This window comes from Pseudomonas sp. ASL3 (assembly GCF_056680425.1).
The window spans coordinates 6,089,781-6,109,145 of record NZ_CM155281.1 but is presented as its reverse complement, the minus strand read 5'-3'; the positions used below and the strand labels follow the sequence as shown (position 1 = coordinate 6,109,145).

Annotated in this window: 15 protein-coding genes, 1 tRNA gene and 1 pseudogene; 12 read left to right on the top strand and 5 right to left on the bottom strand. The window is 56.6% G+C overall.

The genetic code is table 11. From position 1 onward, the window contains the following. Nucleotides 1-28: 28 nt before the first annotated feature. The gene (locus tag AC1MEE_RS27980; protein ID WP_480412706.1) at nt 29-1,258 is read left to right on the top strand and encodes a multifunctional CCA addition/repair protein; all 1,230 of its coding nucleotides are present in this window, start codon (nt 29-31) and stop codon (nt 1,256-1,258) included. Between the two features lie 89 nt (nt 1,259-1,347). Here the strand turns inward: AC1MEE_RS27980 and folK are convergent, their stop codons facing one another. Together folK and folB are read right to left on the bottom strand one after the other, a co-directional pair. Continuing rightward, entirely contained in the window at nt 1,348-1,854 is a 507-nt protein-coding gene (gene folK / locus AC1MEE_RS27975; protein ID WP_480412705.1) for a 2-amino-4-hydroxy-6-hydroxymethyldihydropteridine diphosphokinase, read from the bottom strand. After that, nucleotides 1,845-2,198, bottom strand: coding sequence for a dihydroneopterin aldolase (gene folB / locus AC1MEE_RS27970; RefSeq protein ID WP_480412704.1), 354 nt, complete (start codon nt 2,196-2,198; stop codon nt 1,845-1,847). The genes folK and folB overlap by 10 nt, the downstream gene beginning before the upstream one ends. Nucleotides 2,199-2,272: 74 nt before the next feature. Between folB and plsY the strand changes: the two genes are divergently transcribed. Further along, entirely contained in the window at nt 2,273-2,842 is a 570-nt protein-coding gene (gene plsY / locus AC1MEE_RS27965; protein ID WP_480412703.1) for a glycerol-3-phosphate 1-O-acyltransferase PlsY, read from the top strand. 34 nt (nt 2,843-2,876) lie between these two features. Here plsY and tsaD read toward each other — a convergent pair whose 3' ends face one another. Next, nucleotides 2,877-3,902 carry a tRNA (adenosine(37)-N6)-threonylcarbamoyltransferase complex transferase subunit TsaD gene (gene tsaD, locus AC1MEE_RS27960; protein WP_480412702.1) on the bottom strand — a complete coding sequence of 342 codons (1,026 nt, stop codon included), beginning with the start codon at nt 3,900-3,902 and terminating at the stop codon, nt 2,877-2,879. A 198-nt stretch (nt 3,903-4,100) separates the two neighbouring features. On the opposite strand from tsaD, the gene rpsU reads away from it, so the two are divergent. From rpsU to AC1MEE_RS27935, 5 genes are all read left to right on the top strand, one after another. Next, entirely contained in the window at nt 4,101-4,316 is a 216-nt protein-coding gene (gene rpsU / locus AC1MEE_RS27955) for a 30S ribosomal protein S21 (RefSeq protein WP_002551877.1), read from the top strand. Nucleotides 4,317-4,704: 388 nt separating this feature from the next. After that, on the top strand, nt 4,705-6,657 hold the full coding sequence (gene dnaG / locus AC1MEE_RS27950) for a DNA primase (protein WP_480412701.1): 1,953 nt from the start codon (nt 4,705-4,707) through the stop codon (nt 6,655-6,657). Nucleotides 6,658-6,724: 67 nt separating this feature from the next. After that, nucleotides 6,725-8,575: an RNA polymerase sigma factor RpoD gene (gene rpoD / locus AC1MEE_RS27945; protein ID WP_480412700.1), complete on the top strand. Its 1,851-nt coding sequence runs from the start codon at nt 6,725-6,727 to the stop codon at nt 8,573-8,575. 137 nt (nt 8,576-8,712) lie between these two features. Beyond that, entirely contained in the window at nt 8,713-12,456 is a 3,744-nt protein-coding gene (locus AC1MEE_RS27940; protein ID WP_480412699.1) for a bifunctional diguanylate cyclase/phosphodiesterase, read from the top strand. Between the two features lie 15 nt (nt 12,457-12,471). Further along, a tRNA-Ile gene (locus tag AC1MEE_RS27935) sits at nt 12,472-12,548 on the top strand. A gap of 521 nt (nt 12,549-13,069) precedes the next feature. Here the strand turns inward: AC1MEE_RS27935 and AC1MEE_RS27930 are convergent. After that, a pseudogene (locus AC1MEE_RS27930) lies at nt 13,070-13,280 on the bottom strand (transposase); the annotation flags it as partial. A 280-nt stretch (nt 13,281-13,560) separates the two neighbouring features. Between AC1MEE_RS27930 and AC1MEE_RS27925 the strand changes: the two are divergent. From AC1MEE_RS27925 to AC1MEE_RS27905, 5 genes are all read left to right on the top strand, one after another. Continuing rightward, entirely contained in the window at nt 13,561-15,033 is a 1,473-nt protein-coding gene (locus AC1MEE_RS27925) for a c-type cytochrome (protein ID WP_480412698.1), read from the top strand. 49 nt (nt 15,034-15,082) lie between these two features. Further along, nucleotides 15,083-16,858, top strand: a complete 1,776-nt coding sequence (gene ctaD, locus AC1MEE_RS27920; RefSeq protein ID WP_480416362.1) for a cytochrome c oxidase subunit I — start codon at nt 15,083-15,085, stop codon at nt 16,856-16,858. Then, on the top strand, nt 16,855-17,547 hold the full coding sequence (locus AC1MEE_RS27915; RefSeq protein ID WP_480412697.1) for a cytochrome c oxidase subunit 3: 693 nt from the start codon (nt 16,855-16,857) through the stop codon (nt 17,545-17,547). Before ctaD ends, AC1MEE_RS27915 begins: the two co-directional genes overlap by 4 nt. Nucleotides 17,548-17,553: 6 nt before the next feature. Continuing rightward, nucleotides 17,554-18,267, top strand: coding sequence for a heme-copper oxidase subunit III family protein (locus AC1MEE_RS27910; protein WP_480412696.1), 714 nt, complete (start codon nt 17,554-17,556; stop codon nt 18,265-18,267). A gap of 83 nt (nt 18,268-18,350) precedes the next feature. Further along, a complete protein-coding gene (locus AC1MEE_RS27905) occupies nt 18,351-18,668 on the top strand; it encodes a cytochrome C oxidase subunit IV family protein (RefSeq protein ID WP_480416361.1) in 318 nt (105 codons plus the stop codon). A gap of 32 nt (nt 18,669-18,700) precedes the next feature. On the opposite strand, the gene AC1MEE_RS27900 is transcribed toward AC1MEE_RS27905, so the two are convergent. Further along, nucleotides 18,701-19,261 carry a magnesium transporter gene (locus AC1MEE_RS27900; protein WP_480412695.1) on the bottom strand — a complete coding sequence of 187 codons (561 nt, stop codon included), beginning with the start codon at nt 19,259-19,261 and terminating at the stop codon, nt 18,701-18,703. Nucleotides 19,262-19,365 lie beyond the last annotated feature (104 nt).

Genomic DNA, 19,365 nt, shown 5'->3' with positions numbered 1-19,365 from the left:
TATCCTGTCGCGCTTACGGAGGTTTTTTATGCAGATTTATAAAGTGGGCGGCGCAGTACGTGATCGCCTCCTCGGCAAAACAGTCGCAGACACCGATTGGGTGGTAGTGGGCGCAACCACCGACGAAATGCTCGGCAAAGGCTTTCGCCCGGTCGGCGCAGATTTTCCGGTGTTCCTGCACCCGAAAACCGGCGAGGAGTATGCCCTCGCCCGGACCGAGCGTAAGAGCGGCCGAGGCTACGGCGGCTTCACCTTCCACGCCAGCCCCGAAGTCACCCTCGAAGAAGATTTGATTCGCAGGGATCTCACGATCAATGCCATCGCCGAAGATGAGCAGGGTCAGCTGACGGACCCCTACCACGGCCAGAAAGATCTTAAAGCACGCATTTTACGTCATGTTTCCCCGGCGTTTGCCGAAGATCCCCTACGGGTACTGCGCGTCGCCCGCTTTGCCGCGCGGTATGCTCCCGAGGGTTTCAGCATCGCCCCGGAGACCCTGTTACTGATGCAACGGCTCAGTGAATCCGGCGAATTGGAAGCGCTGACCCCAGAGCGCAGCTGGAAGGAAATCTCCCGCGCCCTGATGGAAAGTCAGCCGCAGGTATTCATTCAGGTGCTGCGCGAGTGTGGCGCGCTGAAGGTGTTATTTCCTGAGGTCGATGCATTATTCGGCGTACCGCAGCCTGCAGCGCACCACCCGGAAGTCGACACCGGTCAGCACGTACTCAGCGTCCTGGAGCAGGCCGCCGCCCACCAGCAGCCGCTGAGCGTACGCTGGGCCTGCCTGCTGCATGATCTGGGCAAGGGCCTGACACCAGAAAGCGAGTGGCCACGGCATATTGCCCATGAACACACCGGCCTGCGCCTGATCAAAGCGGTGAACGCACGCTTCAAGGTGCCTCGGGATTGCCAGGAGCTGGCGCTTCTGGTCGGCCAGTACCACACCCATGGACACCGAGCGCTGGAGCTGAAAGCGTCGACATTGCTTGAGCTGCTGCAAAGCTTCGATATCTACCGTCGGCCGCAGCGTTTCGAAGAGTTCATCGCGGCCTGCGAGATGGATGCTCGAGGCCGTTTGGGTTTCGAGCAGCGAGATTATCCGCAGGCCGCGTATCTACGCGGTGCGGCTGAGGCCGCGCGGACCGTGGCTGTGCAGCCGTTGCGCGAACAGGGGTTTGAAGGGCCTGAGCTGGGTGAAGCACTGAAGCGTGAGCGGCTTAAGGCGCTGAAGGACTACAAAGAAGATAACGCAAACTAGGAGCTGGCTTGCCTGCGATCAGCTTGACGCGGTGCGCCCGACACAACGCTATCGCGGGCAAGCCCGCTCCTACAGGGAATTGGCGCATTTCAGGGCGTCAACTGCCTACCACGCCACTCAAACGCCACCGGCGCCAACACCTGATCGATCTGCGCCTCTTGCCACAAATCCTGGAAGGTCTTGTTCACGCCAGGATGCAGCCGTTCCGGCGCGATCAGCGACAGCGGCCACAGCACGAACGCATTCTTGAGAATTTCCGCGCGAGGCAGAATCAAGCCATCGAAATTACCAACCTGCTCACCGTAGAGCAGTACGTCAATATCCAACGGCAAGCCCTTGCGTTCCGGAGCATAGCGCCCGTTGTCCGCCTCGATGAACTTCAAACGGCGATCCAGTTCCATCAACGGCAGATCGGTATACGCCGATACCACCAGATTGAAAAACGGTCCGCTTTTGATGCCCACCGGCTGGCTTTCGAACACCGGCGAACAGGTCATCTGCTGCAAAAATCCATCCAGCGCTTCAAGCCCTGCATGCAGGTGCGTTTCGCGCTCGATATTGCTGCCGAGACCTAGGAATATCTGGGTTAGCGACATCCGCGCTCGATCTCCACGCCCACGCCAGCCGCCGCCGCAACGGCACCTGGCTTGGTCAGTTTGAGGTGTAGCCAGGGAATCTGGAATTCGCTCATCAACACCTCGGCCAGACGTTCGGCGAACGTCTCGACCAGCTGGAATTGCGCTTGCTCGGCAAAGGCCTGAATGCGTGTCGAGACACTAGCGTAGTCGAGTGCCTTGCTCAGGTCATCACCCGCCGCAGCCGGCCGATTATCCCAGGCAAAACTCAGGTCCAGGCGCAGGCACTGGCGAATGCCACGCTCCCAGTCGTAGGCGCCGATGACCGTATCGACTTCCAGACCCTCGATAAAAACTCTGTCCAAGCACTTTTCTCCGCTGCACGACAAGGGCGCGATGCGCCGTTAGAATCAGGGCGTCCTCGCCCGGAATAGTTAGCATGTTTTGGTTACTGGCGATCCTCGCCTACCTGCTTGGCTCACTGTCCTTCGCCATCTTGCTCAGCCGCCTCACGGGTAGCCCGGACCCGCGCGCCAGCGGTTCCGGTAATGCCGGCGCGACCAACATGTTGCGCCTGGCGGGGAAGAAGCTCGCTGTTTTGACACTAATCGGCGACGTTTGCAAAAGTCTGCTGCCGGTACTGGCCGCCAATCTGCTCGGCCTCGACCCTCAACAGCAAGCGTGGGTAGGACTTTGCGCGGTACTGGGTCATCTTTTTCCACTGTACTTTCGCTTTCGCGGCGGCAAGGGTGTTGCGACGGCGGCCGGCATGCTGCTGGGCCTATCCCCGCCCGCTGCCGCGCTGGCTCTCTGCGTCTGGCTGCTGGTGTTCTTCCTGACCCGCACCAGCTCGCTCGCGGCCTTGATCGCGACACCGCTGACCCTGCCATTACTGGCATGGCAGGAGCCTCAAGCACTGCTGCCGATGAGCATCGTCACCTTACTGGTCGTATGGCGCCACCGCGGCAATTTACGCGACCTGTTCGCCGGGCGCGAACGGCATTTTTAAATCTTCGCGACGAACCTGAGTCAGGTTGACGCCGTCACAGACCTGACAACTGTTCCATCGGCCAGCGCGCCTGCACGCTGATGCTCAAATCCTCTTTCTGCCCGGCCTGCAGACGCTGGCAACCGGCAAACGCGATCATTGCGCCGTTATCGGTGCAAAACTCCGGCCGCGCGTAGAAAACGTTGCCGCGCAGCTCACCGAGCATTTTTTCCAGCGACAGGCGCAATGCCGTATTGGCACTGACGCCGCCAGCGATGACCAGACGCTTGAGGCCGGTCTGCTTGAGGGCACGCTTGCACTTGATGGTCAAAGTCTCTACCACCGCATGCTGGAAGGCCAGAGAGATGTCGCAACGGGTTTGCTCGCCGTCGTCTCCAGCGCTTTGGCATTGATGCCAGGTATTCAGGGCAAAGGTCTTCAGGCCACTGAAGCTGAAATCCAGACCGGGCCGGTCGGTCATGGGCCGCGGAAAAACAAAACGACCCGCCACGCCCTGATTCGCCAGCAGCGCGATCTCAGGACCACCGGGATAACGCAGGCCCATCATCTTCGCGGTCTTGTCGAACGCTTCACCCGCCGCGTCATCCAGCGTCTCGCCCAGCAGCTGGTAAAGACCGATGCCATCGACCCGAACCAGCTGCGTATGGCCACCGGACACCAACAAAGCGACGAACGGGAATTCGGGCGGTTGTTCTTCGAGCATCGGCGCCAGAAGATGGCCTTCCATGTGATGCACGCCCAGGGCCGGAATGTCCCAGGCAAACGCCAGCGCCTGAGCGCAGGAAGCACCGACCAAAAGTGCACCGACCAGGCCAGGACCCGCGGTGTAGGCGATGGCGTCGATCTCGGTCGCGATACAGTCCGCTTCGGCCAGAACCTGGCGGATAAGCGGCAGCATGCGCTTGACGTGATCACGCGACGCCAGCTCGGGTACAACCCCGCCATACGCGCGATGCAGGTCAATCTGGCTGAACAGTGCGTCGGCCAGCAGGCCTCGCTCACTGTCGTAAAGTGCGACACCGGTTTCGTCGCAGGAGGTCTCTAATCCCAGTACTAGCATGGGTTTGCGCCTTGTAGAGGCTGAATTCGAAGCCGCGCATAATAGTCGCCACTCCAGGCCCCGACCAGCGTTTTTCGATCAGAGGCTTTGCATTCCTTGCGATGAGGGGTTAACATCCGCAACCCTTAAAAACCGACGTACTTAAGTGCAGTTTTTGCACGAGTCGTTGACCCCGGTAATGAATGAAGGTAGCTCTGGATGCCAGCCGTCAAAGTTAAAGAGAACGAACCCTTCGACGTAGCTCTGCGTCGTTTCAAGCGCTCCTGCGAAAAAGCCGGTGTTCTGGCTGAAGTTCGTAGCCGCGAATTTTACGAGAAGCCGACTTCTGAGCGTAAGCGTAAAGCAGCAGCCGCTGTTAAGCGTCACGCCAAGAAAGTACAGCGCGAACAGCGCCGCGCCGTTCGTCTGTATTAATTTACAGACATTCGTCGCAAGCTTCTGCCACGCCCGGCCCCAAAGCCGGGCTGCCGGCAGTTGCACATCAAGCCTCACGCTTCACTGACAGAGGCTGTCTGAGCCGCAGATGCAAGCCAGCTGCGACTAAGACAAATCCCGTCAAGGCACGTCCTGCTCTGATTCAGACAACGATTCAGGCCGCATTGATCACGTCTAGACTGACCATGGATCAAGGCGCATGACGAGCACGCCTCACTGACCTTCGAAAGAAGCTCAATCAAGGCAGCGTCTCCCAATGTCAGCTTAGTGAACACAGCAGCCCGCGATAACCAATCGTGACGGTCAATGTAGCTACGTTTCAGTTTCGCCACGATTAGCTGGCGGGCCGCCTGATGATGAGAACGCCATGGCCGGGCTAATTCCCCAGAGCTTTATTGACGACCTTCTGAACCGCACCGACATTGTCGATGTTGTCAGCTCACGTCTGCAATTGAAGAAAACCGGGAAGAATTACAGCGCCTGCTGTCCGTTCCACAAAGAAAAAACTCCATCGTTCAGCGTCAGCCCGGACAAACAGTTCTATTACTGCTTCGGTTGCGGTGCTGGCGGCAATGCCCTCGGCTTCATGATGGACCACGACAATCTGGATTTCCCCCAGGCCGTCGAGGAACTGGCTAAAGCCGCAGGCATGGAAGTCCCGCGCGAACAAGGCGTCAAAGGTCAAAAACCCCGTCAGCCGACAGACTCACCGCTGTATCCATTGCTGACGGCAGCTGCCGAGTTTTATCGCCAGGCCCTCAAAAGCCATCCGACGCGTAAATCCGCAGTGGATTATCTAAAAGGCCGCGGCCTGTCCGGCGAGATCGCTCGCGATTTCGGCCTGGGTTTTGCCCCGCCCGGCTGGGACAACCTGTACAAGCATTTGAGCAGCGACACACTTCAGCAGAAGACCATGATCGACGCGGGTCTGTTGATTGAAAATGCCGAGACCGGCAAGCGCTATGACCGTTTTCGTGACCGCGTGATGTTTCCGATCCGCGACAGTCGTGGGCGAGTCATCGCTTTTGGCGGTCGAGTTCTGGGCGATGACAAACCCAAATACCTGAACTCACCGGAAACGCCGGTATTTCACAAAGGGCAGGAGCTTTACGGCCTGTTCGAAGCGCGCAAGTACAACCGCAACCTCGACGAGATCATTGTCGTCGAGGGCTATATGGACGTCATCGCCCTCGCCCAACAAGGCTTGCGTAATGCCGTCGCCACGCTCGGGACCGCCACTAGTGAAGAGCATCTCAAACGGCTCTTTCGGGTAGTACCCAACGTGCTGTTCTGTTTCGACGGCGATCAGGCCGGCCGCAATGCCGCCTGGCGAGCATTGGAAGCAGCGCTGTCGAGCCTGCAGGATGGGCGCCGAGCACGCTTTCTGTTTCTGCCCGAAGGCGAAGACCCGGATACGCTGGTCCGCTCCGAAGGCACCGATGCATTCAAGGCACGGATCAATCAGCACGCACAGCCGCTGGCCGATTACTTCTTCGAGCAGCTGACCAAGGAGGCCGACCCTCGCTCGCTGGAGGGCAAGGCTCACATGGCAACCCTGGCCGCGCCGCTGATCGACAAAGTGCCAGGCGCCAACTTGCGGACACTCATGCGTCAGCGCCTGAGTGAAATTACCGGCCTCAACAATGAGGCCATGCATCAACTGGTGCAGAGCGCGCCCAATGAAGCGCCGCCGCCCAGCTATGACCCGAACATCGATTACGACGCCATTCCCGACTACGCTGATTATCAGCAGCACGGCAGTTATGAAGCTCAGCCGGAGTGGACGCCGAAGAAAACCGGCGGTCAAAAACAGTGGGACAAGAAGCCCTGGGACAAGAAAGGCAAACGGCCTGACTTCGAGCCTCGCGGCCCTCGCACTCCCGCGACGGTTGAACCACCGACCCTGACCGCGCTCAGAACATTGCTGCACCATCCGCAGCTGGCCGCGAAAGTCGAAGATGCCAGCCACTTTGCCGCAGAAGATCACATCTACGCGCAATTGTTGGTCGCTTTGCTCGAAGCGCTGCAGAAAAACCCCAAGCTGCGTTCACTGCAATTGATCGCACGCTGGCATGGCACAGAGCAAGGCCGACTATTACGTGCGTTGGCCGAGAAAGAATGGCTGATCGAGGCCGATAACCTTGAACAACAGTTTTTCGACACTATAACTAGGCTATCCGCCCGCCAACGCGAGCGCAGTCTGGAACATCTGATCAGGAAAGAGCGTCAAACAGGGTTGAGTGCGGAAGAGAAAGTCCAGCTACTCAATCTGTTAAAACGCAATCTTCCTGCACAAACCCCGACCTCAACTGGCGCGTGAGGTCCTAGCTCGGGTATAATCCTCGGCTTGTTTTTTGCCCGCCAAGACCTTCAGTGGATAGGGTGTTATGTCCGGAAAAGCGCAACAGCAGTCTCGCCTCAAAGAGTTGATCAGCCGCGGTCGTGAGCAGGGTTACCTGACTTACGCGGAGGTCAACGACCACCTGCCGGAGGATATTTCAGATCCGGAACAGGTGGAAGACATCATCCGCATGATTAACGACATGGGGATCAACGTATTCGAGAGTGCCCCGGATGCGGATGCCCTTTTGTTGGCCGAAGCTGACACCGACGAGGCAGCCGCAGAAGAAGCGGCCGCAGCGTTGGCGGCAGTGGAAACCGACATTGGTCGCACCACCGACCCGGTGCGCATGTATATGCGCGAAATGGGCACGGTCGAGCTTCTGACCCGTGAAGGCGAAATTGAAATCGCCAAGCGTATCGAAGAGGGCATCCGTGAAGTGATGGGCGCAATTGCGCACTTCCCTGGCACGGTTGACCATATTCTCTCCGAGTACACACGTGTCACAACCGAAGGTGGACGCCTTTCTGACGTTCTGAGCGGTTATATCGACCCGGACGACGGCATTGCGCCGCCTGCCGAAGTGCCACCGCCTGTGGATCCGAAAACGGCGAAGCCAGCTGATGGCGACGACGAAGAGGAAGAAACAGCTGAGGCGACCGAGGACGAGGACGAAGTCGAAAGCGGCCCTGATCCGATCATCGCTCAGCAGCGCTTCGGTGCGGTTTCCGATCAAATGGAAATCACTCGCAAGGCGTTGAAGAAGCACGGTCGTGGCAGCAAGCAGGCAATCGCCGAACTGGTGGCGCTGGCTGAGCTGTTCATGCCGATCAAACTGGTTCCTAAACAGTTTGAAGGCCTGGTCGAGCGTGTTCGCAGTGCACTTGACCGCTTGCGTGCTCAGGAACGCGCCATCATGCAGCTGTGTGTACGTGATGCACGTATGCCGCGCGCCGATTTCCTTCGCCAGTTCCCTGGCAACGAAGTCGACGAGAGCTGGACCGATGCGCTGGCTAAAGGCAAAAGCAAATACGCTGAAGCCATTGGCCGCCTGCAAGCCGATATCCAGCGTTGCCAGCAAAAGCTGACCGCGCTTGAAACCGAAACAGGTTTGAAGATTTCCGAGATCAAGGACATCAACCGTCGCATGTCGATCGGCGAGGCCAAGGCCCGTCGCGCGAAGAAAGAGATGGTTGAAGCGAACTTGCGTCTGGTGATCTCCATCGCCAAGAAGTACACCAACCGTGGCTTGCAATTCCTCGATCTGATCCAGGAAGGCAACATCGGCTTGATGAAAGCGGTGGACAAGTTCGAATACCGTCGTGGTTACAAGTTCTCGACTTATGCCACCTGGTGGATCCGTCAAGCGATTACCCGCTCGATCGCCGACCAGGCCCGCACCATCCGTATTCCGGTGCACATGATCGAGACGATCAACAAGCTCAACCGTATTTCCCGGCAGATGTTGCAGGAAATGGGTCGTGAACCGACCCCGGAAGAGCTGGGCGAACGCATGGAAATGCCTGAGGATAAAATCCGCAAGGTATTGAAGATCGCTAAAGAGCCGATCTCCATGGAAACCCCGATCGGTGACGACGAAGATTCGCACCTGGGTGACTTCATCGAAGACTCGACCATGCAGTCGCCAATCGATGTCGCCACGGTCGAAAGTCTCAAGGAAGCGACACGCGAAGTGCTCTCGGGCCTTACCGCTCGTGAAGCCAAGGTTCTGCGCATGCGCTTTGGCATCGACATGAATACCGACCACACGCTTGAAGAGGTCGGTAAGCAATTTGACGTAACCCGTGAGCGGATTCGTCAGATCGAAGCCAAGGCGCTACGCAAGTTGCGCCACCCGACGAGAAGCGAGCATCTGCGCTCGTTCCTTGACGAGTAAGTCAGCACGTAATAACAAAACCCCCGGCCCTGCCGGGGGTTTTGCATTGTGCAGAATTAAGTTTTTCCATCGCCCTCCCTCCCGCTTCTACGCCCGTCTACACTCGATTCATCCCCTACTGCCAAATTGAGGCTGCCATGTCACGACTGCCGGCCATTATTTTCTTTTACATGATCGGCGCGACAGTAACGGCTAACGCCCTGACCCTTTCGGACGAGGAAAAAGGCTGGCTTGGTTCACACAAAGAGCTTCGCCTGGGCGTCGACGCCACCTGGCCGCCCTTTGAGTTTCGTGATGAACAAGGGCGTTATCAGGGGCTTGCGGCGGAATATGTCGTACTGATCGAAAAGCGTCTCGCCATCACATTACAACCGATCGAGACAGTCAGCTGGAATGAGGTTTTAAACAAAGCCAAACTTGGCGAGATAGATTTACTGCCCGGCATCATGTCAACACCAGAGCGACAGCGCTATCTATCGTTCACCCGCCCCTATCTGGATTTTCCGATTGTTATTCTTGCCCATGAAGGCGGCGCACACCCGCACAACCTGCAAGAACTTTACGGTCTCAAAGTCGCCATCGTCGAAAACTACGCACCTCACGAATTCCTGCACACCCATCACCCGGACCTTAATCTCGTCGCTCTGCCAAACGTCGGTTCCGCCCTGCAGGCCTTGGCCTCGGACGAGGTGGATGCCGTTGTGGGCGATCTGGCTTCCAGCGTCTGGAGCTTGCGCCAGCTCAAGCTTGAGGGCATCTACGTAAGCGGTACCACGCCCTATCGCTATCAACTGGCGATGGCCGTCCCGCGTGATCAGAAAATGCTGATCGGCATCCTGGACAAAGTCCTCGCAGATCTAAGCCCGTCGGAAATCAACAGCATTCAGGAGCGCTGGGTAGGTGGCGTACTCGATCACCCAAAGTTATGGCAGGATTTTCTGTTCTATGGACTTCCGGGGCTGCTGTTGCTGTCCACCGTGCTCGCCGTGGTCATTCGCATCAATCGCCGATTGAGCTCGGAGATATCGCGCCGGGTCGCCCTTGAACAAGAGCTACGCAGCAGCGAATACCATTATCGCGGGCTGGTCGAGAGCCTTTCGGCCATCGCCTGGGAAGCGAGCGTGAGTGATTACACCTATAGCTATGTGTCCCCCCACGCAGAAAACCTGCTCGGCTATCCGTTGACCCATTGGCTCAGACCCGGCTTCCGACGCAGCATCATGCACCCGGCAGACATCCGACAGGCGGAACGATTTTGCGATCAGGAGACCCGCCTCAGCCGGGACCACAGCCTCGACTATCGTGTCATCCGGGCCGACGGCAAGACCCTCTGGGTGCGCGATATCGTCAGCCTCATCGAACATGGCCGCGAGTCGGTAATGCGCGGATTGATGATCGACATCAGCGAAACCAAACAGACCGAAGACGCTCTGCGCCTGTCCGAAGAGAAGTTTGCCTCAGTGTTCAAGCAATGCCCGGACATTCTGGTGATTGCTCGCCTGTCCGACGGCTGCGTACTCGAAGCCAACAAAGCGTTTGAAGAACAGATCGGCCTCAGTGCGGATCAGGTCATCGGCAAAACCGCGACCGAGCTCAATATCTGGGGTATCCCCGGTATCGGCCCAAGCCTGCTGATGCGCTTGCAGAGCGGCAGCATTCGCAATCTGGAAATGCCCTTTCGGCGCATTGACGGGCGTATGTTCACCGGCCTGATCTCGGCCGAACACTTCGACCTCGATTCGACACCCGCCCTGGTGGTGGTGGTGCGCGACATCAGCCCGCTCAAGGAGGCCCAGCAGCAACTGCAAATATCCGAGGAGAAATTCGCCAAGGCCTTTCACTCCTCACCCGACGGCCTGCTCATCACCCGTCAACGTGATGGCGTGCTGGTAGAGGTCAATGAAGGTTTCAGCCGGATCACCGGCTACCAGAGCGCACTGTCCCTGGATCGCTCGACCCTCGACCTGGGCATCTGGGTCGACCTGAAAGAACGCAACCAAATTATCGAAGCGCTCAAACGCGATGGTTTTGTTCGCGACTTCAGCAGTCATATTCGCCGTAGGGACGGTCAGGTCAGGCTGTGTGAAATTTCCGCGAGACCGCTACCAATCGGCGGTGAAGATTGCATATTGACCATCGCGCGCGACATCACCGAACGCCACCAAATGCAGGAAAAACTGCAACTGGCCGCCACGGTGTTCGAAAGCACGGCCGAAGGCGTATTGATCACCGACACCCGGCAGAAAATCAACGCAGTGAACCGCGCATTCACTGAAATCACCGGCTACAGCGAACTGGAAGCGCTCGGCCAGACTCCGCGCCTGCTCGCCTCAGGCCAGCATGACAGCGCCTTTTATGCCGCCATGTGGTACCAACTGACGGCCGAAGGGCATTGGCAAGGCGAAATCAGTAATCGGCGCAAAAGCGGAGAGCTTTACCCAAGCTGGCTCACGATCAGCGCGGTGCGCAACCCAGCGCGGGTCATCACCCACTTTGTCGCGGTGTTCGCCGATATTTCCAGCATCAAGCATGCGCAAGCGCGCCTCGACTATCAGGCACACCACGATCCATTGACCGGCCTGCCCAATCGCACCTTGTTCGAAAGTCGCCTGCAAGCCGCGCTCAATCAAAGTCAGGAAGCATGCGGCCAGGGCGCGGTGCTATTCCTTGACCTGGACCGCTTCAAACACATCAACGACAGCCTCGGTCATCCTGTGGGCGATCTGCTGCTCAAAGGCATCGCCCTGCGCCTCAAAGACCAGTTGCGCGATGTCGACACCGTCGCGCGCCTGGGCGGCGATGAATTCATCATCCTGCTGCCCGGCCTGCTGCATGCCAACGACGCGGAAACCGTCGCGAACAAACTGCTGGCATGCTTCAACGCGCCGTTTCAGGCGGGCGAGCATGAGTTCTTCATCAGCGCGAGCATTGGCACCAGCCTGTTCCCTGCCGATGGCTGCGATGTCGCCACGCTGGTCAAAAATGCTGACGCCGCGATGTACCGCTCCAAAGCCAAAGGACGCAACCGGGTTGAAAGCTATACCCGCGACCTCACCGCACAGGCCAGCGAGCGAATCGCGCTGGAGCATGAACTCAGACGCGCCATCGAGCGCAACGAGCTAAGCCTTTGCTATCAGCCAAAACTCAGCCTGCTGTCGCAACGACTGGTGGGCGCTGAAGCACTGATTCGCTGGCGTCACCCGACCTTTGGCGACGTGCCGCCCGAGCACTTCATTCCTCTGGCTGAAGAAAACGGCATGATCCTGCAGATTGGCGATTGGGTGCTGGAAAAAGCCTGCCGCCAAATGCGCGACTGGAACAAAACCTACAAACCATTCGGACCACTCTCAGTGAACCTGGCCGGTGCGCAGCTACGCCAACCCACCCTGCTCTTGCGCATAGAACAACTGCTCAAAGAATGCGACCTCCGCCCCGGCTGCCTGCAACTGGAAATCACCGAAAACTTCATCATGAGCCAGGCCGAAGAAGCGCTCGCCGTGCTGCACAAACTGAAAAAACTTGGCGTCCAACTCGCCATTGATGACTTCGGCACCGGTTACTCCTCCCTCAGCTACCTCAAACGCTTGCCGCTGGACATCCTCAAAATCGACCAATCCTTCGTCCGCGGCCTGCCCGACGACCCCCATGACGCCGCCATCGTGCGCGCCATCATCGCCCTAGGACGCAGCATGCAACTGACCGTCATCGCCGAAGGCGTAGAAACCCCGGAACAACAGGAATTCCTCGCGCTGGAAGGCTGCGAACAAATCCAGGGCTTCATCGTCAGCCTGCCACTGCGCGCCGAAGAATTCTGCGCGACGTTTCTTCGTATGAATCTTTCGGACTATTCGGATAGCACAGCCGGGAAACCGTCGCTATAATCCGCCACCTACTGAGGGCCTATAGCTCAGTTGGTTAGAGCAGGGGACTCATAATCCCTTGGTCGTAGGTTCGAGTCCTACTGGGCCCACCATACAAAACAAGGGCTGCAGCCTACTTGCTGCTTTTGACGCCGTGATCAGATGTTCCCGAGGTACAGTTTCGGTACAGTCCGTACCGATCTTCCCTCGGAGAGCGTATGGCAACCCTCGTAAAAACCCCTCAGGCACCTGGAAAGCAGTCATTCGAAAAAATGGATGGCCGACCGTTTCCAAAACCTTCCGTACAAAACGCGACTCTGAAGACTGGGCACGGCGCACCGAAGACGAAATGGTTCGGGGGGGACTGTTGCAGATCCCGATCGGCAGAAAACGGCCGATTCTGTTGAAAAAGTCGGATTTTCAGATCGCCTGAACTCAGGCACGACCACCACCGGAGAACCTACTCACCACATTGAGTGGTTTTTCGGCCCTTCGTTGACCTTTGCGGCTCTGTTATTGGGTTAGTTTGAGGTGGGCGAACAGCATTTCGACTTTTTTGCGCTTGTCACGACAGCGCTGATACTCCGGGGCGGCGATGCGACGGGCAACATCCCGAGCAGCTTCATGGACGCTAGCCGAACCAGTTTTGCATCAGATGCACACGCAGCATCGCCATCAGTGGATACGCCGGACGACCGCCTTCACCCTTGGGGTAGTGGGGCTCGATCAGGGCGATCAAGCCTTTCCACGGCACTACCCGATCCATCTCGATCAGGAACAGTTCTCTCTGCGGTCTGCTTAAGCTTACCGGCATACTCGGCGTCGGCGAAGGTCATCTGCTTCATCGGAAAAGCTCGTGTGACGGGATAAACGTATTTCATCAGATTTGGAAAATTTTTTCAGAGTTCCCCTAACTTAATATTGGAATTGGAATATCTGGGCATCAGGTTTTTCAGAAAAAGCGCTTGTTCCGTCCATGCGCTATACTTCTTGCTGACTTTGCTGCCTGGATTGGTGGTACTTGTCTACCCTGCTTGGGCGTCAGATTAATATTAATTTGACGATGCTGTTTAGTGGTGATGCTTTTGCATAACCAATGAGCAACAGGAATAGGATGAAGAGAAAATGGCAATAGCAATTATCTTGATTCTAATCGTTGTTGCATCAGTGCTGTTCAACATATTAGCGCCTTGGCAGGCGACACCGGCAGCTTCCAACTGGGGGTCAATAGACACCACCCTGTTCATCACCCTGATTATTACCGGAATATTTTTCATCGCCGTCACGGTATTTATGGCGGTAGCCGTGATGCGTTATCGTCACAAGGAGGGGGCCAAGGCGGCCTACCAGCCAGACAATAAAAAGTTGGAATTATGGTTAGTTATCGTTACCTCGGTAGGTATTGTCGGGTTGTTGGCGCCAGGTCTGGTTGTTTACAGTGATTTCATCCGGGTGCCGAAAAAAGCTTATGAACTTGAAGTGGTCGCCCAGCAGTGGCAGTGGGCCTTTCGTTTTCCCGGCCAAGACGGGAAGCTGGGCAGATCGGATATTAAATTTGTTGATTCCACCAATCCCTTCGGCCTTGATCCCAAGGATCCTGCTGGGCAGGACGATGTGCTTATAAGCAACAATGAAGTTCACCTTCCGCTCGATCGCCCGGTAAAAGTTTTACTGCGCTCTAAAGATGTGCTGCACAATTTCGATGTACCGCAAATGCGCAGCAAGATGGATATGGTGCCAGGGATGGTGTCGTACTTTTGGTTTACGCCAACTAAAACCGGGAAATATGAAGTCCTTTGCGCTGAATATTGTGGCGTAGGGCATTACAACATGCGCGGCCATATGATCGTGGAAGAACAGGACGCCTTCGATCAATGGCTGAGCAACCAACCGACCTTTGCGCAGACACTAACGACAGCTGCCAAGCCCAGTCGGGACAGCGTGCTGGAAAAAGGCCGCCTGTTGGTCGAAAAGCACGGCTGCAGTGCCTGCCATAGCCAGGATGGCAGTGCCAGTCTCGGCCCGGGATGGAAGGGGCTGTACGGCCGCACTGAACAGCTTGCCGATGGCACCAGTGTGCTGGTCGATGAGGCCTATCTGAAAGCGTCGATCCTCGATCCGAAGGCCCGACGGGTACAGGGCTACCCGCCGGTCATGGTGGCCTATACTCTCAATGAAGATGAACTGGGTGCTCTCGTCGCCCTGATCAAATCACTGGGTACTGCGCGGCAAGGCGATGAACTTTCTGCCAGCGGAGCGTCGGGCCCAGGTGACGACCTGGCGGCGCAGGGACAGCGGCTGGCCCAGTCGTTCGGCTGTCTGGCCTGCCACAGTGTCGATGGCAGTAAGGGCGTTGGCCCCAGCTGGCAGGGCCTGTATGGCAAGACAGAAACCCTTGACGACGATACGAGGATAAAGGTCGATGAGGACTATATAAAAGAATCGGTTCTTAAGCCTAACGCCAAAATCGTCAAGGGCTATGCACCCGTCATGCCTACCTTTGCGCCGAGCGATAAGGAGTTGAACGCACTGATCGCTTTTATCAAATCCAAAGCGAATGCCGACGCTGATGCGAGCAAGGCGGAGCCAGGAAAGTAGCCGTAAAGCAGCCAGAAATACACCGAAACTTCAGCAGGAGGATGACGTGATGGCCTATGCGGAGCAAGCCGAAACAGAAGCACTGCACGAACCCAAAAGTTTCCTGACCAAATATATCTGGAGTCAGGACCACAAGGTCATAGCCATTCAATATTCCTTGACGGCTATATTCGTGGGTCTTATAGCCGTGGTGTTGTCCGACTTGATGCGCATGCAGATAGGCTTCCCCGGGAGTTTGGGGTTCATGGACGCCAGTACTTACTATCAGGCGATGACCATGCACGGCATGATCATGGTCATTTATTTGCTGACGGCCTTGTTTCTGGGTGGCTTCGGCAACTATCTGATCCCACTGATGGTGGGCGCCCGCGACATGGTCTTCCCCTATGTCAACATGCTGAGTTACTGGTTCTACCTGCTAGCGGTACTGGTGTTGCTCGCCGGTTTCTTTGTCCCTGGCGGCCCCACCGGTGCGGGCTGGACGCTCTATCCGCCACAGTCCATTACTCGGGGGACACCGGGGACCGAGTGGGGCATCGTACTGATGCTCGTCTCACTGACGATTTTTATCGTCGCAACCACCATGGGCGGGTTGAACTACGTAACCACGGTGTTGCAGGCGCGCACGCACGGCATGACATTGTTTCGCATGCCGCTCTCCGTATGGGGAATCTTCATGGCCTCGATTATGGCCTTGCTGGCCTTCCCTGCGTTGTTTGTCAGTGCGGTCATGATGCTGTTTGACAAGCTGTTGGGCACCAGCTTTTTTATGCCGGCGATCATCTCGCTGGGGCAGCACCTCGATCACCAAGGTGGCAGCCCAATATTATTCCAGCATCTATTCTGGTTCTTCGGCCACCCGGAAGTCTACATCGTTGCTCTCCCCGCGTTTGGTCTGGTCTCCGACTTGATCAGCACGCATGCGCGTAAAAGTATCTTCGGCTACCGAATGATGGTGTGGGCCATTATTGCGATTGGCGTACTCAGCTTTGTGGTCTGGGCGCACCATATGTATGTCAGCGGAATGAACCCGTACTTTGGCTTTTTCTTCGCCACCACCACCTTGATCATCGCGGTACCGACCGCACTGAAAGTCTACAACTGGGTGCTGACCCTGTGGCGGGGCGACATCCATCTGACCGTGCCGATGCTGTTTGCCTTGGCCTTTATCGTCACCTTCCTGGTCGGCGGTCTGACCGGGTTGTTTCTCGGCAATGTGATCGTGGATATTCCGCTCGAGGACACCTATTTCGTCGTGGCCCATTTTCATATGGTCATGGGTGTCGCACCGGTACTGGTGGTGTTCGGCGGAATTTATCATTGGTTCCCGAAAGTAACCGGGCGCATGACGAACGACATCCTGGGCAAGCTGCATTTCTGGATTACCTTTCTGGGCACCTACGCCATCTTCTTCCCCATGCACTACCTGGGTTTCCAGGGCATGCCACGCCGCTACTACGCCTATGAAAACTACGCCTTTATCCCGCAGTCGGCGCAAGATTTGAATGCCTTCATTACGGTGGTCGCATTGATCGTCGGCGTTTCCCAACTGCTGTTCCTGTTCAACCTGGCCTGGAGTGTATTTAAAGGCAAGCCCGCAGGCAGTAATCCCTGGGGCGCGGCCAGTCTGGAATGGCAAACGCCGAACACCCCGCCGATACACGGTAACTGGGGAGCGAAGCTGCCGGTCGTGCATCGCTGGGCCTATGACTACAGTGTGCCGGGGATAGAACAGGATTTCGTTCCGCAAACGGTCTCCGCCGAGGAGCTGGAGCAGATGCGGCAACTCAGTGCCGGAACCAGGATAGCGGACGTTAAAACATGAACAGATCGCTATTGAGAAACGCCGACGGCGCTGACCCCGGCGGCAGTTGGAGTCGCGATCCTGAGGGTATTCAGGCCTCCGAGGGTGCCGATAGAAGCCAAACCGCAAGAATAGGCCTGCGCTTGTTTCTGGCCGCGGTGAGCTCGTTATTCTTTCTCTTCCTGATCGCCTTTATCGAGCGCTCACAAATGGCCGACTGGCTACCCCTGACAGAGCCCTTGGCGCCGTTAGCCAATCTATGGCAGCTATGGCTGAATTCGGCTTTTCTGGTATTCAGTTGCATCGCACTGCAGTGGTCGCGTATGGCCGCCCGACAGGCTCGACTGGGCGCAACTGTCATTGGCTTTGCATTGGGGGGCGTATTTGCAATTGCCTTTCTGACGGGACAACTCTGGGTCTGGCAGCAGTTTGTCGCCTGGGGCTACTTTGTCGCCAGCAATCCGGCCAACAGCTTCTTCTACCTGTTGACCGGCCTGCATGGGTTCCACCTGCTGGGCGGCCTGATAGCCTGGAGCAGAACCGTCGCTAAATTCCTGCATCACGTGCCGTTGCCGCAACTCAGCGCCAGCGTAGAGCTCTGTGCCATCTATTGGCATTACTTACTGGGTCTTTGGTTCGTGCTATTCGCTCTGCTGACCAGCACGCCGGCAACCTATGAAGCCATCGCCAGATTCTGCGGCCTGAGGTGAAAAGCCATGGCATCGCACCCACCAGCCCCAGGCGAGTCCAGTTCATCCAATCCACCAAGCTCGCCGCCTGCACCGGGATGGCAGGGCATCGCCAGCGACTGGTCCTCGGATAGGGAGGCTTTCAAGCAGGTCCCCTGGGGCAAGGCGATGATGTGGATATTCCTGCTCAGCGATACTTTTGTATTCACCTGCTTTTTAACCGGCTACATGTCGGTACGCATGACCATCACCAGCGCCTGGCCGAACCCCAGTGAAGTGTTCGCATTGACGATCGGCGGTAGAGAAATCCCTCTTATTCTGATCGCCATCATGACCTTTGTGCTGATCAGTAGCAGCGGCACCATGGCCATGGCAGTTAATTTCGCCTATCGCCGTGATCGCGCGAAAACCACTGCCCTGATGCTGGCGACCGCAGCCTTAGGTGCGACCTTCGTCGGCATGCAGGCATTTGAATGGAGCAAGCTCATCGCAGAAGGCGTGCGTCCCTGGGGGAACCCCATGGGGGCGGCGCAATTTGGTGCCAGCTTTTTCATGATTACCGGTTTTCACGGACTGCATGTGTCAATCGGCGTCATCTACCTCACCATTGTGGCGCTGAAAGTATTGCGGGGAGATTATGAGCACTCCGGAAACTATCAGATCGTCGAGATAGCCGGGCTTTACTGGCACTTCGTGGACTTGGTGTGGGTGTTTATTTTTGCTTTCTTCTATTTATGGTAGGTCTAAGAGACTGTTCATGATTTTTAACGCAGCATGGCCGAGCGCAGTAGATCGTGAACAGATTCTGAAGAGGAGCACTGATGATGGCACATTCTCAGGGTCAGCAACATCCAATTAGTTTGTACCTTAAAATTTGGGGGCTGTTATTCGTCCTCAGCACGCTGTCGTATCTTGTCGACTATTTTCACTTCCAAGGCTACCTTAGGTGGTCCCTGATTATCACGCTCATGTTGTTGAAGGCAGGTTTAATTGTCTCCATCTTCATGCATATGGCCTGGGAGCGGTTGGCCATGGTCTACGCCATATTGGTGCCACCTTTGTGTTTACTGGTGCTCGTCGGGCTGATGGCCACCGAGGCGGACTATGTTTTCCTCAGTCGGGTAATTTTCTTCGGCCAATAAGTAACTTCCGGATGGCTTTAAGCCTCCAGGGGCTAACCCGATATCACTCGCTTGAACTGATGCCATTTGTGCAGCCAGGCTACTGTCCAGTGGGGGGCTGCCGTTCCCGTGCCGGCGATCTTCAGGCTTGGATAATGTTCGATTACCCGGTCCAATACCGACTCCTGATCCGGCTCAACATCCACGAAGAAGATATGTTTGCCCTCTTCTACCACCTGTTTAAAACTGCGGAAGTGAGTGTTTGGCACCTGGATACCAAAAAAACCGCCTTCCCAGATGCAGAAGCCCAATATAACAATGGCAAGGAAGATAAAAGGCACCCAGCCTGCGGCGGATTCGGTCCAACCCAGCCAATAGGCGCCGCCAAGGACCAGCGCCGCGAGTGGCACACCGACCACCGCACCAATCTCGCCAGAGTGAACAACATCTTGTTTCATTAACGAGTTAACCTCGTGGAGGTGATGTTGTTCAACATCAGCAACTTTTTCACTGAGTACATGAATTTGTTCGGTATTGATGCCGTTCGCTTCCAATTCATTTTCAACGGTTTCAAGATCGTCGAGATTGTCACTGATGTAATAGTGTCGATTCACGCCACACCTCCCATCTCGTGTTTGCTGTAGACCTCCTCTGTCCTGCAGCCGTTAACTGAGATTTGCAGTCGGTATCTGTACCCTTGGGGAACGTTGCACACTTC